This window comes from Halomonas sp. BM-2019 (assembly GCF_017584085.1).
In genome coordinates this window covers 816,052-830,162 of the sequence record NZ_CP071922.1, presented here as the reverse complement: position 1 = coordinate 830,162, position 14,111 = coordinate 816,052, and the positions used below count along the sequence as shown (strand labels likewise).

Here is a 14,111-nt window from a genome sequence, read left to right as displayed (position 1 = left end):
ACCCGGCCTTTTAACGACGCAGGAGCGCGAGGGGTCACCTCGCGCTCCTGCCTTCGGGGCGAGCCCCCCGCCGGGTCGGCGGCGGCCTCGAGAATCCCGGACGATCAGCCCATGAACTGACCGCCGTTGATGTCGATGTTGGCGCCGGTGATGAAGCCGGACTCCTGGTGGGCCAGGTAGGCGACCAGGCGACCGATCTCTTCGGGCTTGCCGTAGCGCTTGACCGGGATGGTCTCGCGAATCGACTCGCGCACCTGCTCGGGAATCTTCATGATCATCTCGGTGGCGATATAGCCCGGCGACACGGTGTTCACGGTGATGCCCTTGGTGGCCGTCTCCTGGGCCAGCGCCATGGTCAGGCCGTGCATACCAGCCTTGGCGGCCGAGTAGTTGACCTGGCCGAACTGCCCCTTGCGGCCGTTGATGGACGAGATGTTGATGATGCGGCCGTACTTGTTCTCCAGCATGGAGTCGATCACGCTCCTGCAGGTGTTGAAGACGCTGTTGAGGTTAGTGTCGATGACCTCATGCCACTGCTCCGCGGTCATCTTCTTCATGGTGCCGTCGCGGGTGATGCCCGCACAGTTGACCAGGATGCCGATGGGGCCGTGCTTCGCCTCGATCTCCTTGACGCCGCTGATGCAGGCCTCGAGATCCGCCAGGTCGATCCCGGCGATGTCGATATTGGAGTAACCGTCCGCCTTCTGGGCCTCCAGCCAGGCCTGGGCCTTCTCCGGATTGTGATAGCCCGCGACCACCTGATAGCCCTCGTCCGCCAGCGTGCGGCAGATGGCACTGCCGATCCCTCCGGTTCCCCCAGTGACCCAAGCAACGGTTGCGTTGTTGGCCATAGTAACCTCCCTGATTGTCATAACGCTGTGGCCCGGCCACCTCGACCGGCGCCTACATTATTCTTGCTGAAGGTTGCCCACTTGATGACAACCTGGAGCGAGTATGGCCCAGAAAGGGGTGCCGGGACGAGCGTTTGAAACCCAGGTGAAACCCAGGCCTTGACTAAAGGGGCAATCCCTGTAGAATCCGCCCCACGTCGATGCGGGGTGGAGCAGTCTGGTAGCTCGTCGGGCTCATAACCCGAAGGTCGTCGGTTCAAATCCGGCCCCCGCTACCAAATATAGAAAAAACCAGAACCTTCCGGTTCTGGTTTTTTTCATGCCTGATAAGCCGCGAGCGGCACCCCGTCATATCAGGCACGGCGCGCCCCGGGCCTGGCGCTGCTGGCTGCGCTGCCAGACCCGAGCGAGGTGACGTACCGCCGAGGTAATGCGATTGCCGTGGATCATGGTCAGGGTCTCCGATGCTGCGTTATGGGTTCACCCTGGCCCAGCCGCCCAGCGGAAGTATTGACCAGCATCAGACCGCCGTCAGTCGCAGGGCCGCAGTACTGCCACCGGGCAGCACGCCTCGTGAAGCACCTCGTGGCTGACGCTGCCGGCCACCACCTGAGAGAGCCCGCTGCGCCCGTGGGTGGTCATGGCCAGCATGACGTCGCGGCTGTCGGCCAGGTAGCTGACGATGGCATCCGCCGGATCGCCGTGCAGCACCTCCCAGTCCACCTCGATGCCATGCTCGCCCTCCAGGCGGCGCGCCAGGCCATGCAGATAGCTGGACTCCATCACGTCGCCGTGACCGCCCTCCACGGCCTCGGCAGCGGCCAGGGCGCTGGCATCCATCACCTGCAGCAGCTGCAGCCGGGCCGACAGGGTCTGCGCCAGGGACACGGCGTGGGGCAGCATCGCCTCGGAGAGCGCGGAGCCATCCACGCAGACCATGACCACCTCCACCCGGGCATGGCGCTCGGGCGCATAGCGGGGCCCGCACAGCAGCACCGGGCGGCTGGCGCGACGCACCACGCCGGCGGTCACGCTGCCGATCAGCAGCTCCGGTAGCGGGCGACGCCCGTGAGCCCCCATGCACAGGCCGACGCCCTCCCCCCCGGCCAGCCCGGCCAGGGCCTCCTTGGCGCTGTCGTTCACCACCACCTCCACCGACACGCGAGACAGCGCCGCCTCCCTGGTGTCGTCCAGGCGGGCCTGCAGGGCACGGCGCCGGGGCTCGGCTCGGGCCGGGTCGGCCACCACCGAGACGATGGCCAGCCGGGCCTCGAGCTGAGCCGCCAGGTTCCGGCCCAGCGCCAGGCCGCGCAGGGATTCGTCGGTCTCGTCCATGGCCACATAGCACGTCTGCATGGGTGTTCTCCTCGAGGGGCCGGGCGAAGGGTCGGCATGTCCCGGCACGTCTGTGATCGGCGCCGGGCGCCTATTGTTGTTTCTCTGAACCGGCCCTGGCGGCGCGCCGCCACGGCCGCGTGAAGGGACGATGCAGCAGCTGGTAGGCCAGGGCCCCTACCACCACACCCCAGAAGGCGGAGCCCAGGCCCAGGAAGCTGATCCCGGACGCCGTGGCGATGAAGGTGATCACCGAGGCCTCCAGATGGTCCTTCTGAGCCGCGAATGCGCTGACGTTGCTGGTGATCGCGCCGATCAGCGCGAGCCCCGCCAGGATCGCCACGAACTCCCCGGGCAGCGAGGTGAAGAGCAGCACGATGGTGCCGGCGAAGGTGCCGCCCACCAGGTAGAAGACGCCATTGGCGACCCCAGCCACGTAGCGCTTGTCGGGATCCTCGTGGGCCTCCTTGCTGGTGCAGATCGCCGCCGTGATGGCCGCCACCACCGTGGTGATGCCGCCGAAGAAGGCGGTGGCCAGGGAGGTCAGGCTGGTCAGGGTGACGATCGGCTTGGCCGGCGTGTTGTAGCCGGAGGTACGCAGGATCGCCATGCCCGGCAGGAACTGCCCGGTGAGGCTGACCAGCACCAGCGGGATCGCCAGGCTCAGGGTGGCATTCCAGGTCCACTCCGGGGCGATGAAGTGCGGCTGGGCCAGCCGGATCGAGACCCCGCGCAGGTTGGCCCCCTCCAGCACCACGGCCAGCACCACCCCGACGATCAGCAGCAGGATCAGGCTGTAGCGCGGGTTGAGGCGCTTGAAGGCCAGGTAGGCGATGACCATGCCGATGGCCAGCGCCGGCACCGACTCCAGGGAGAGGAAGACGCCCACGCCAAACTGGAAGAGGATGCCCGCCATCATGGCGCTGGCGATACCCGGCGGGATCGCCTGGACGATGCGGTCGAAGGAGCCGGTGACGCCCACCACGAGAATGATCGCCGCAGCGGTGAGGTAGGCCCCCACCGCCTCGCCCAGCGACAGCCCCGGAAAGAGGGTGACCAGCAGCGCCGTCCCCGGTGCCGACCAGGCGGTCACCACCGGCACCTTCAGCCACAGGCTGAGCAGGATGCCGGAGACGCCGGCACCGATGGAGATCGCCCAGACCCAGGAGGTCATCATGGCGGTGGAGATCTCCGCGCTCTGGGCCGCCTGGAAGAAGATCGCCAGGGGGCCCGAGTAGGAGATCAGCACCGCCACGAAGCCCGCCGCCACGGCGGGGATCGACCAGTCCTTGTGCAGTTGCATGATTGGCTCCGTCTTGTGTTGCAGAAATGCGCTGCCCGGCATCCGGGATCACGCCGAAACGTGCGAATGCCGGGCAGCAGGGCGGCGTCAGGCGACGCCGAGATGGGAGTCGAGAATCGACGGATCCTCCCTGAGCCCCCGGGAATCGCCGCTGTAGACCACCTCGCCCTTGACCAGCAGCAGGTGCCGATCGGCCACCTCCAGCAGGTTGTCGATATTCTTGTCGACGATGATGCTGGCGATGCCGGAGGCCTTGATCTCGCGGATGATCTTCCAGATCTCGTCGCGGATCAGCGGCGCCAGGCCCTCGGTGGCTTCATCCAGGATGATGATGTCGGGATTGGTGGTCAGCGCCCGGCCGATGGAGAGCATCTGCTGCTCGCCCCCGGAGAGAAAGGAGCCGTCATGATGGATACGTTGGCCGAGACGCGGGAAGGTGTCCAGCACCCGCTCCAGGGTCCAGGGCGACTCCCCCCGCTCGTTGGGGCGGGCGGCCATGATCAGGTGCTCGCGCACGCTGATGCCGGGGAAGATGCCGCGCCCCTCCGGCACATAGCCGATGCCCTGGCGGATCAGCTGCCAGGGGCGTCGCCTGGCGGTCGCCTGCCCCTTGATGCGCACCTCGCCGCGCCGCGGCGGCACGAAGCCGAGGATCGACTTGAGGGTGGTGGTCTTGCCCATGCCGTTGCGGCCCATCAGGCTCAGGGTCTCGCCGGGCATCAGGCGCAGGTCGACCCCGTGCAGCACATGGCTCTCGCCGTAGTAGGTGTGCAGCCCCCGCGCCTCGATCAGCGGGGCCGAGGCCCGCGAGGGTGATGCCCGCCGGGTCGACGCCCGCCGGGTCGACGCCCGCCGGGTTGAGAACAGTGCAGCGCTCATGCGGCGGCCTCCTCATGGTGACGACCAAGATAGACATCCCGCACCCTATCGCTTGCGCGGATCTGGGCGGTGGGGCCGGTCTCCAGCACGCAGCCGTCGACCATCACGGTGATGCGATCGGCCAGGCGGAACACCGAGTCCATGTCGTGCTCGATCAGCACCAGGGGGTAGCGGTCCGCCAGGCCCTTGAGCAGCTCGGTGACCTGGGCGGTCTCCTCGCGTCCCATGCCGGCCATGGGCTCGTCGAGCAGCATCAGCCGGGGCGCGGTGGCCAGCACCATGGCGATCTGCAGCTGACGCTGCTCGCCGTAGCTCATCGCCGAGGCCGGGGTATGGGCGCGATGCACGAGCTGGCAGGTCTCCAGCACCGCCAGGGCGCGCTCCTCCACCTCCCGGGCGCGGTGGCGCGAACGCCAGCTGGCGAAGACGCCGCCCAGGTGGATGCGCGCCGCCAGCTGGCAGTTCTGCAGGCAGGTCAGCCGCGGGAAAATGTTGGTCTTCTGGTGGCTGCGGCCGATGCCCATCCGGGCGATCTGGCGCGCCTTCTTGCCCTGGATCGGCTGGCCCTGGAAGAGGATCTCGCCTTCGGAGGGCGGGAACTCCCCGGAGAGCAGGTTGATCAGGGTGCTCTTGCCCGCCCCGTTGGGGCCGAGGATGGCGTGGATCTCGCCCTGGCGGAGCGCGAAGTCGACCCCGTTGACCGCCACCAGGCCGCCGAAGCGCCGGGTCAGGCCTTTGGTTTCAAGTAAAGGGGTCTCGAGCAGGACATCGTGATGGGCACTCATGCGCCGCCCTCCTTGCCGGTGGCAGGCGTGACGGGCTTGGCCGTCTCGGGTTGCGTGGCGGCCGCACCACGCCGCAGCCACCTCAGCAGCGGCGACTTGGCCAGCGACGCGCGGCTGGGCGGATCGATGATCAGCCCGGCGATGCCGCGGGGCAGCACCAGCACGGCGAGAATGATGGTGATGCCCATCAGGATCGGCCAGTGGGTGGTCAGGTGCTCGAAGGTGTGCTGCAGGATCTCGTAGGCGAAGGCGCCGAGGATCGGGCCGAAGATGGTGCCCATGCCGCCCAGGATCAGCATCATCAGCACCTCGCCGGAGGTGTGCCAGCCGAGCTGGGCCGGGTTGGCGAAGCCGTACTGCATGGCCGCCAGCATGCCGGCGAGGGAGGCCATCACCCCGGAGATCACGAAGGCGACCAGCTTGTAGTGGCTGGTGGCATAGCCCAGCGCCTCCATGCGGTGCTCGTTGTCATGGATGCCGTCGAGCACCTGGCCATAGAAGGAGCGGGTCAGCCAGCGCAGGAAGAGATAGCCCGCCACCACCATGGCCAGGCAGACATAGAAGAAGGTCAGTGGGTTATCGAGGTCGAGCAGCACGGTGCCGCCGAGTTCCACGCTGGGCCGGAACATGATGAAGATCCCGTCGGTGCCCCCGGTATGTCGCGAGGTGTTGACGAAGTAGTAGAGCATTTGGCCGAAGGCCAGGGTGGTCATGATGAAGAAGATGCCCTTGGTGCGGATCACCAGGAAACCCACCACCAGCGCGGCCAGGGCCGAGAGCAGCATCACCAGCGGCATCATCCACCAGATGGCGGCGGGGCTGAAGGCGGGGCTGGCCAGCGCCAGGGTGTAGGCGCCGAGGCCGAAGAAGAGGGCGTGGCCGAGGCTGACCAGGCCGACGATACCCACCAGCAGATCCAGGCTCATGGCGAACAGTGCCAGGATCAGCATCAGGGTCATCTTCTCCATCATGAAGTCGCTCTGGGCGCCGAACACGACGGGGCCCCACAGCGGAAAGACAGCAACGATGGCGGTCAGCACCAGCATGATGATGACGACGCGCTTGGGATAGCGATGCAACATGATAAGGCTCCTCAGGCGAACAGTCCGCGTGGCTTGACCAGCAGCACGGCGGCCATGATCAGGTAGATGACCATGCTGGCCAGGCTGGGAATCAGGACCGAGCCGAAGGTCTCGGCCATGCCGATCAGGATCGCGCCCCAGAAGGCGCCCTTGATCGAACCGATGCCCCCGATGACCACCACCACGAAGCAGGTGATCAGGATGCTGTCCCCCATGCCCGGGGCGATGGAGGTGAGCGGCGCGGCGATCATCCCGGCGAAGGCGGTGAGCGCCACGCCGACGCTGAAGATCAGGGTGAAGAGGGTGCGCACGTTGATGCCCAGCCCCTCCACCATGTCGCGGTTCACCGCGCCGGCGCGGATGATGATGCCCAGCCGGGTATGGCGGATGACCCAGTAGATCACCCCGGCCAGCGCCAGGCAGACGCCCATCACGAACAGCCGGTAGTGGGAGTACTGCAGGTTGTCGGTGAGCTGGATACGCCCGCTGAACAGCTCCGGCACCGGCACGCTGTGCACGTCGCCACCCCAGATGATGCGCTGCATCTCGTTGAGCACCAGGATCAGCCCGAAGGTGAGCAGCACCTGATAGAGATGGTCGCGCTTGTAGAGCGTATCGAGAAAGAGCCGCTCGATGATCAGGCCGAGCGCGATGGCGACGGGTATCGCCACCAGGATGGCCAGCCAGAAGTTGCCGAGCCGGAACGTCAGATCGTAGACCAGGTAGGCCCCGATCATGTACATGGCGCCGTGGGCCAGGTTGATGATGCCCATGATGCCGAAGATAAGCGTCAGCCCGCTGGCAATCAGGAACAGCAGCAGGCCGTACTGCAGCCCGTTGAGCAGCTGTACGCCGAAGAATGCGAGATCCATGGGACCCCTCCGAGAATCGTGACCGAGGGGCGGGCACCGCCCGCCCCGTTATCCATCAGGGAGCCGTTACCTGCGGCAGGCGGCGTCGGGCACCTCGAGGTTCTCGTGGGCGATGCCGACGACCTCGTGCCTGCCGTTGCGGATCTCGCGCAGGTAGACGTTCTGGATGGGGTGGTGTGAGGCGGAGAAGGTCATCGGTCCCCGCGGGCTGTCCAGCTGGACATTGGCCAGCGCCTGGATCAGGCGGTCACGGTCGGAGGTATCGCCGCCCACGGCCTCCATGGCCTGGACCAGCATCATGCCGGTGTCGTAGCCCTGCACCGCATAGGTATCGGGCATCTGGCCGTAGGCCTCCTGGTAGGCCTCGACGAAGGCGCGGTTCTGGGGGGTGTCCAGGGTCTCGGCGTAGTGCAGGGTGGTCATCACCCCCTCGCCCGCCTCGCCGATGGCGGCCAGGTTGCCGTCGGTGAGAAAGCCCGAGCCGAGCAGCGGAATGGAGTCCTTGAGGCCCGCGGCCGCGTAGTCGCGCACGAAGCTCACCCCGCCGCCCCCGGCGAAGAAGGTGTAGACCGCATCCGGGCGATCGCTTGCAATCTGGGCCAGGTAGCTCTGGAACTCGGTGCTCGGGAAGGGCACCAGGATCTGGCGCACGATCTCGCCGCCGGCCTCGGTGAAGGCCTCCTCGAAGCCGGCGATATCCTCCTTGCCTCCGGCGTAGTCCCAGGTGATGGTGACAACCTTGCGATGCCCCATCTCGTAGGCCACCCGGCCCATGGGATAGCTGTCCTGCCACATGCTGAAGGAGGTGCGGAAGACGTTGGGCATGCAGAGCTCGTTGGTGGCGGCACCCAGCCCGGCATTGGGAATGATGGTGATGGCGCCGGTCTGCTGGGCCACCCGCAGCATGCCCATGGCCACGCCGGAGTGCACCGGGCCGATCACGAAGTCGACGTTGTCGCCGCGCACCAGGCGGCTCATGTTCTGCGGGGCGCGCGAGGGGTTGGCCTCGGAGTCGAGCTTGATGGTCTGGACATCGCGGCCGCCGAGCCGGTCACCGTGCTGGGCGATGGCCAGCTCCAGGCCGTTGGTAATCGCCTCGCCCAGGGCGGTGTAGGTACCGGTATAGGGCAGCATCAGGCCAAGCTTGACGGCGCCGTTGTCGCTGGCATAGGCGGCGCTTCCGACGCCCATGCCAGCGGCGATCAGGCAAGCCAGGGCATATTTCTTGAAGGTAGTTTTCATTGTGTTTTCCCGGAGGATCAGAGAGAAGGCTTGGGGGCCTTTGCTTGTTATTGGGGCGGCGTCCCTGCCGCACTGCCGTCGTCCGTTGGGCGGATCGGGGTGGTCCGTTCAGATGTGGTAGACGTCAATGACCTGGTGGATATAGTCGTTGTTGAGTTGCACTACCTTGCGGGTGATCAGCGGGCTCTCGCCCGACACGTCCAGCGTGTAGAAGGAGGCCCCGAAGAAGCTGCGGGTCTCCTTGTAGCGGTGCACCAGCGTCTGCCAGTTGAAGCGCAGCTTCACCTGGCCGCCCTCTTCCTCTAGCACTTCGATGTTGGTGATCTGGTGGGTGGTGCGCGGCTCCGGCGTGCTCGCCCCCGAGCGCTCGGTCTTGATCCGGTAGACCCGGTCCTCCAGACCCTCGCGGCTCGGGTAGTAGATCAGCGAGATCTCGCTGTGCGGGTCGCGGGTCAGCTGGTCGTCGTCGTCCCACGCCGGCATCCAGAACTCGACCTCCTTGCTGTAGCAGGTCAGCCACTCGTCCCACTCGCGGTCGTCGAGCAGCCGCGCCTCGCGGTACAGGAAGGCCTGGATCTCTTGGTAGCTAAGGCTCATGGTCTCTCTCCCTCAACAGGTCGCGCGACTTACGCGGACGCGGTGGCGATAAACTGGCTGCGTTCCTTCTCGATGGCGCGCAGCATCTCCTCGACCCAGTGCTTGTGGTGCAGCACGTAGAGGCCTTCGTCCTCGGGGGAGGCCCCGCTCAAGAGCGGCTGCATGCCGATCGCGCGGGCGTTGTCGTCGGCGCCCTGGATCCACTGCTGGGCCCCGCGGGAGAGGTCGTTCCACTCCGCCAGCTCGCCGTGGTAGCCCTCCTGGCAGGCGCGGAACTCCTCGAGGTCGTCCGGCGTGCCCATGCCCGAGACGTTGAAGAAGTCCTCGTACTGGCGGATGCGGATCCGGCGGCTCTCCGCCGACTCGCCCTTGGGCGCGAAGCAGTAGATGGTCACCTCGCTCTTGTCCACCGCGATCGGACGAATCACCCGGATCTGCGTGGAGAACTGGTCCATCAGGTAGACGTTGGGGTAGAGGCAGAGGTTACGGGTCTGGTTGACGATGGAGTCGGCCCGCGCCTCCCCGAACGCCTGCTCGATCCACTCCTTGTTCTGGTAGACCGGACGCACGTCGGGGTTGAGCAGCCGGGTCCACAGCAGCATGTGGCCGTTCTCATAGGAGTAGAAACCGCCCTGGCTCTTCGACCAGCCGTCGGCGTCCACCGCCTGGGTGCCGCCGGCGTCGTAGTTGCGGCGATCCATGGTCGAGGCGTAGTTCCAGTGCACGGTGCTGACGTGGTAGCCGTCGGCGCCGTTCTCGGCCCCCAGCTTCCAGTTGCCGTTGAAGGTGTAGGAGGAGGTGCCGCGCAGGATCTCCAGGCCTTCCGGCGCCTGGTCGACGATATTGTCGATAATCTTCCTGGTTTCTCCGAGGTACTCGTCCAGCGGTGCCACGTCGGCATTCAGGCTGCCGAACAGGAAGCCCTTGTAGTTCTCGAAGCGCGGCACCCGCTTGAGGTCGTGGGAGCCCTCCTGCTTGAAGCCCTCCGGGTAGGCGCCGTTCTTCTCGTTCTTGGCCTTGAGCAGCTTGCCGTCGTTCTTGAAGGTCCAGCCGTGGAAGGGGCAGGTGAAGGTGCCCTTGTTGCCCTGCTTGCGGCGGCACAGGGTGGCGCCGCGGTGGGCACAGGCGTTGATCAGGGCGTGCAGCTCGCCAGTCTTATCGCGGGTGATGACCACCGGCTGGCGGCCCATGGTCACGGTCATGTAGTCGCCCGGCTCGCTGATCTGGCTCTCGTGGGCCAGGAACAGCCAGTTGCCCTCGAAGACGTGCTTCATCTCCAGTTCGAAGAAGTCCGGGTCGGTGAACATGCTGCGGTGGCAGCGGAAGATGCCGGCCTCGGGGTCGTCGACGACGGCACCGCGCACGCGCTTCTCGAGTTGATCAAGCTTGGTGGTCATGATCGGAACTCCTGGGTCTCGCGAGAGACTCTGTCTGGGTCAGGCACCGCTCGCCCTGGAGAAGCCAAGGCTTCCCCACCCAAGGCGGCGGCGCCGCCATGGCGAGAGGTGCAGTCTGGGAATCGGGGGGGATGCGTCGGCCGGTGGCCGACGCAAGCACTCGGCCCTGGTCTTAGACCTTGGCGGTGCCGGCCAGCTGGCTGTGCTGATCCTGCTCGTCTTCCTTGGCCCGCGGACGGGCGTGACGGTGCTGCAGCTCGGCCTTGTCGGTCTTGCTCAGCTCGATGTCGAACACCACCTCGGAGAAGGGGCCGTCCAGCTCGCGCTTGGCGATCTCGTCCGCATCCTCGATGCGGTTCGCCGGCACCACCAGCTCCTCGCGGGTGGCGAAGGCGAAGTCGTCGAAGGTGTAGGGGTCGCCCGCCAGGTTGATCTGGGTAGTCAGGTGCTGGTAACCCGGCGCGGAGATGAAGTAGTGGATATGCGCCGGGCGCTCGCCGTGGCGACCCAGGGCCTTCAGCACCACGTCGGTGGGAGCGCCTTCCGGCACGCCGTAGCCGGAGGGAATGATGCTGCGCGCGGCGTAGCGCCCTTCGCTGTCGGCGTAGATGGTGCGGCGCATGTTGTACTCGCTCTGGGTCGGGTCGAAGAACGAGTAGCCGCCCTTGGAGTTGCAGTGCCAGACCTCGACCTTGGCGCCGGGGATCGGGTTGCCGTCCACGTCACGCACCTGGCCGGTCAGCCACATCACCTCGGCGTCGGGGTCGCTGCCGTCGTCCATGCGCGCGAAGCCCTCGGCCTCCGGGGCGCCGGCCACGTAGAGCGGGCCCTCGATGGTGCGCGGGGTGCCGCCGGTGCGCTTGGCCTCGGCATCCGCCGCGTCCTGGCGCATGTCGAGGAAGTGGTCGAAGCCCAGCCCCGGGGAGAGCAGCGCGAACTGGGTGTCGCGGCCCAGGGCGTTGAGCAGGCTGACGGCGGACCAGTACTCCTCCTCGCTGACGTCGAAGTCGTCGATCAGCTTGTAGAGGTCGGAGAGCAGGCGGTGCATGATCTGCTTGGCGCGCTCGTTGCCGCCCTCCTGGTCGAAGCCGGCAACGGTCTTCAGGAAGTCCTGCACTTCGGGGGTATCGAAAATCTTCACGGACATGGTGGTCGTCTCCTGATCGTTATCGTTGTGCCCTGCGCCGGTCAGGGGGAGTGCAAGGCCACGGTGTGGGCGGCTCTGGCGTCCGCTTCTGCTGGATGTCGTAGGGATTCTGGCGCTCGCCGCAAGCCCCAACCAATATCGAATGAGTACGCCGCCATACCCCTGGGGTATCGCCCTGCCCGACCGGTCAAGCCGCCAGGCCGCCCTGAAGCGCGCGAAAAACCCATGGATTTCCAGTGGATTAGCACGCCGAGCCGCGAATTCGACGGTTCCCGGCAGGGCCGACCCCGGCGGGAGAGCGCCCTACCGGTGGCGCGGCGCGGTCGAAACAGGGGATTTCCGGCCCTTTCGGGGCATCGACTCGGCAAACGATCAGGCGCCGTCAGCCCGGCATCGCCGAACGCTTGCGACAAAAGCATAATGGCCGGTGGCGTTGACAAAAAAAGCGACGGGTTGCCCCGTCGCCAAACCACCGGTCGTCCCCGGCCGAGAGAAAACACTTCACGCCTTGTCAGGAGCCTTGCGCTCCCTCTTAGCCACTCGGCTGCAGGGCCAGCCCCACCTTGCCCATCCGGCTCCCCGCCTCGAGGCGATCCAGCGCCTCATGGACCGCCGCCAGCGGATAGACGCTGTCGATGACGGGAGTGATCCGGTGGCGCTCCACGTAGGCGAGCAGCTCCCGGAACTCCGCGGCGTTGCCGCTGGTGGAGCCGATGATCTGCAGCTGGCGGATGAATAGCCGCCTGATATCGGCCGGGGGCTGGTCCCCCGAAGTTGCCCCGCAGGTCACCAGGCGCCCGCCGCGCACCAGCGACTTCATCGCCGAGGCCCAGACGGCCTCGCCGACGTTCTCGACCACCACATCCACGCCGCGACCGTCGGTCAGCGCCATCACGCGCCGGGCCACCTCCTCGCGCCTGCCGTTGATCGTCTCGTGGGCGCCCAGCGCCAGGGCCCGCGCGAGCTTCTCATCCTCCCGGGAGGTGACGATCACCCGGGCGCCGATGCTGGCGGCCAGCTGCATGGCAGCCAGCGACACGCCGCCGCCGACGCCGAACACCAGCACGGTCTCCCAGGGCTTCAGCTGCGCCCGGGTGAAGAGCATCCGCCAGGCGGTGAGGTAGTTGACCCCCAGGGCCGCGGCCTGCACGAAGTCCAGGTGCGCGGGCATGGGGTAGAGGTTCTCCACCGGCACGCTGAGCCACTGGGCAAAGGTGCCGTCCACATGCTCGCCCATCAGCTTCATGCGGGTGCAGAGCACGTCGTCGCCCCGCTGGCAGAACTCGCACCGCCCGCAGGTCAGGTTGGGAAAGACCACCACCCGCTGGCCCACCGCCAGGCGCGTCTCGCCCTCCTCGACCGCCTCCACCACGCCGGCGCCGTCCAGCCCCATCACCAGCGGCAGTTCGTGGGTGATGCCGGCGCCGCTGTTGCGCATGTAGAGGTCGACCTGGTTGAGGGTGCCCGCCTTCAGGCACACCAGCGCCTCACCGGGTCGGCGCCGAGGCCGCTCGTCCTGCCTGACCTCGACCACCTCGTTGCCGCCGTGCCCGGTGATCACGACCTTCTGCATGGTCTCCGTCATGGCTAGGCCCTCTCCAGCAGGGTGGCGATGCCCTGGCCCACGCCTACGCACATGGTGCACAGGGCATAGCGCTTGCCGGTACGCTGCAGTTCGTGGGCCGCGGTCAGCAGCAGGCGGGCGCCGGACATGCCCAGCGGGTGGCCGAGTGCGATGGCGCCGCCGTTGGGGTTGACCCGCGGGTCGTCGTCGGCAATGCCCAGCTCGCGCAGGCAGGCGAGCGCCTGGGCGGCGAAGGCCTCGTTGAGCTCGATCACCTCGATCTCGTCCAGCGACACGCCGGTGCGCTCGAGCAGCTTCTTCACCGCCGGAACCGGGCCAATGCCCATGATGCGTGGCTCGACCCCGGCGGTGGCCATGCCGAGGATCCTAGCCATGGGGGTGAGGCCGTGCTTCTCCACCGCTTCTCGGCTTGCCACCAGCATGGCGGCGGCGCCGTCGTTGACCCCGGAGGCGTTGCCGGCGGTGACGCTGCCACTTTCGCGGAACGGCGTCGGCAGCCCGGCGAGCTTCGCAAGCGTCGTCTCGCGCGGGTGCTCGTCCTGGTCGAAGCGCAGCGGTTCCTGCTTGCGACGCGGGATCTCGATGGCGGTGATCTCCAGGGCGAAGCGGCCGGCCTGCTGGGCGGCGGCGGCCTTCTGCTGGGAGCGCAGGGCGAAGGCGTCCTGATCCTCGCGGGCGATCCTGAACTGCTCGGCGACGTTCTCGGCGGTCTCCGGCATGGATTCCACGCCATAGGCCTTCTTCATCAACGGGTTGATCAGGCGCCAGCCGATGGTGGTGTCCTCGAGCCTCTGGCCGCGCGAGAAGGCGCCGTCGGCCTTGCCCAGCACATAGGGCGCCCGGGACATGGACTCCACGCCGCCGGCGAGTGCCAGGTCCATCTCGCCGGCCTTGATGGCGCGGAAGGCGGTGCCCACCGCGTCCATGCCGGAGCCACACAGGCGGTTCAGGGTGGTACCGGGCACCGAGACCGGCAGGCCCGCCAGCAGCGCCGCCATGCGCGCCACGTTGCGGTTGTCCTCGCCGGCCTGGTTGG

The 14,111-nt window shown here is 67.1% G+C and carries 13 protein-coding genes and 1 tRNA gene; 1 reads left to right on the top strand and 13 read right to left on the bottom strand.

Features of this window, described 5'->3' with window-relative positions; genetic code table 11:
* Positions 1-104: 104 nt before the first annotated feature.
* Positions 105-851, bottom strand: coding sequence for an acetoacetyl-CoA reductase (gene phbB, locus J5F18_RS04265; RefSeq protein ID WP_346301086.1), 747 nt, complete (start codon positions 849-851; stop codon positions 105-107).
* A gap of 201 nt (positions 852-1,052) precedes the next feature.
* Between phbB and J5F18_RS04260 the strand changes: the two genes are divergently transcribed.
* Positions 1,053-1,129 (top strand) — tRNA-Met (locus tag J5F18_RS04260).
* A 253-nt stretch (positions 1,130-1,382) separates the two neighbouring features.
* On the opposite strand, the gene J5F18_RS04255 is transcribed toward J5F18_RS04260, so the two are convergent.
* The 12 genes from J5F18_RS04255 to pcaF all read right to left on the bottom strand — a co-directional run.
* On the bottom strand, positions 1,383-2,207 hold the full coding sequence (locus J5F18_RS04255; protein ID WP_346301085.1) for a universal stress protein: 825 nt from the start codon (positions 2,205-2,207) through the stop codon (positions 1,383-1,385).
* A 70-nt stretch (positions 2,208-2,277) separates the two neighbouring features.
* On the bottom strand, positions 2,278-3,489 hold the full coding sequence (locus tag J5F18_RS04250; protein WP_346301084.1) for a benzoate/H(+) symporter BenE family transporter: 1,212 nt from the start codon (positions 3,487-3,489) through the stop codon (positions 2,278-2,280).
* An 87-nt stretch (positions 3,490-3,576) separates the two neighbouring features.
* The gene (locus tag J5F18_RS04245) at positions 3,577-4,368 is read right to left on the bottom strand and encodes an ABC transporter ATP-binding protein (RefSeq protein WP_346301083.1); all 792 of its coding nucleotides are present in this window, start codon (positions 4,366-4,368) and stop codon (positions 3,577-3,579) included.
* Entirely contained in the window at positions 4,365-5,153 is a 789-nt protein-coding gene (locus J5F18_RS04240) for an ABC transporter ATP-binding protein (RefSeq protein ID WP_346301082.1), read from the bottom strand. Before J5F18_RS04240 ends, J5F18_RS04245 begins: the two co-directional genes overlap by 4 nt.
* Entirely contained in the window at positions 5,150-6,235 is a 1,086-nt protein-coding gene (locus J5F18_RS04235; RefSeq protein ID WP_346301081.1) for a branched-chain amino acid ABC transporter permease, read from the bottom strand. Before J5F18_RS04235 ends, J5F18_RS04240 begins: the two co-directional genes overlap by 4 nt.
* Before the next feature lie 11 nt (positions 6,236-6,246).
* A complete protein-coding gene (locus J5F18_RS04230) occupies positions 6,247-7,107 on the bottom strand; it encodes a branched-chain amino acid ABC transporter permease (RefSeq protein WP_299313829.1) in 861 nt (286 codons plus the stop codon).
* A gap of 66 nt (positions 7,108-7,173) precedes the next feature.
* Positions 7,174-8,349: an ABC transporter substrate-binding protein gene (locus tag J5F18_RS04225; protein WP_346301080.1), complete on the bottom strand. Its 1,176-nt coding sequence runs from the start codon at positions 8,347-8,349 to the stop codon at positions 7,174-7,176.
* 108 nt (positions 8,350-8,457) lie between these two features.
* Positions 8,458-8,946, bottom strand: coding sequence for a benzoate 1,2-dioxygenase small subunit (gene benB / locus J5F18_RS04220; protein WP_346301079.1), 489 nt, complete (start codon positions 8,944-8,946; stop codon positions 8,458-8,460).
* A gap of 29 nt (positions 8,947-8,975) precedes the next feature.
* Complete coding sequence (locus J5F18_RS04215) at positions 8,976-10,343, bottom strand: Rieske 2Fe-2S domain-containing protein (protein ID WP_346301078.1); 1,368 nt, start codon at positions 10,341-10,343, stop codon at positions 8,976-8,978.
* A 172-nt stretch (positions 10,344-10,515) separates the two neighbouring features.
* The gene (gene catA / locus J5F18_RS04210; protein WP_346301077.1) at positions 10,516-11,490 is read right to left on the bottom strand and encodes a catechol 1,2-dioxygenase; all 975 of its coding nucleotides are present in this window, start codon (positions 11,488-11,490) and stop codon (positions 10,516-10,518) included.
* 532 nt (positions 11,491-12,022) lie between these two features.
* Positions 12,023-13,075, bottom strand: a complete 1,053-nt coding sequence (locus J5F18_RS04205) for a zinc-binding dehydrogenase (protein WP_346301076.1) — start codon at positions 13,073-13,075, stop codon at positions 12,023-12,025.
* 2 nt (positions 13,076-13,077) lie between these two features.
* Positions 13,078-14,111: 3-oxoadipyl-CoA thiolase (pcaF, locus tag J5F18_RS04200; protein WP_346301075.1), on the bottom strand; the 1,034-nt coding region annotated here is incomplete at its 5' end.